The sequence below is a fragment of the Neisseria sp. HMSC061H08 genome (assembly GCF_001836795.1).
Taxonomy (GTDB): domain Bacteria; phylum Pseudomonadota; class Gammaproteobacteria; order Burkholderiales; family Neisseriaceae; genus Neisseria; species Neisseria subflava_A.
On sequence record NZ_KV830576.1, the window covers coordinates 32,330 to 32,555 of the forward strand.

Sequence of the window (226 nt, forward strand, 5' to 3'; positions counted from 1 at the left end):
AGCCGCCTTCGGGCGGCTGTGTGTTGAAACAAAACCGCTATGTCGATGATTTCAGACGGCCTGCCCCAGCCGCCTTCGGGCGGCTGTGTGTTGAAACCCGAAGCCTTGAACGTTATTTTTGGCGGTTTCTCCCAGCCGCCTTCGGGCGGCTGTGTGTTGAAACTTTATGGAAGTTGGCGGTGCTTAACATAGGTCGGCCAGCCGCCTTCGGGCGGCTGTGTGTTGA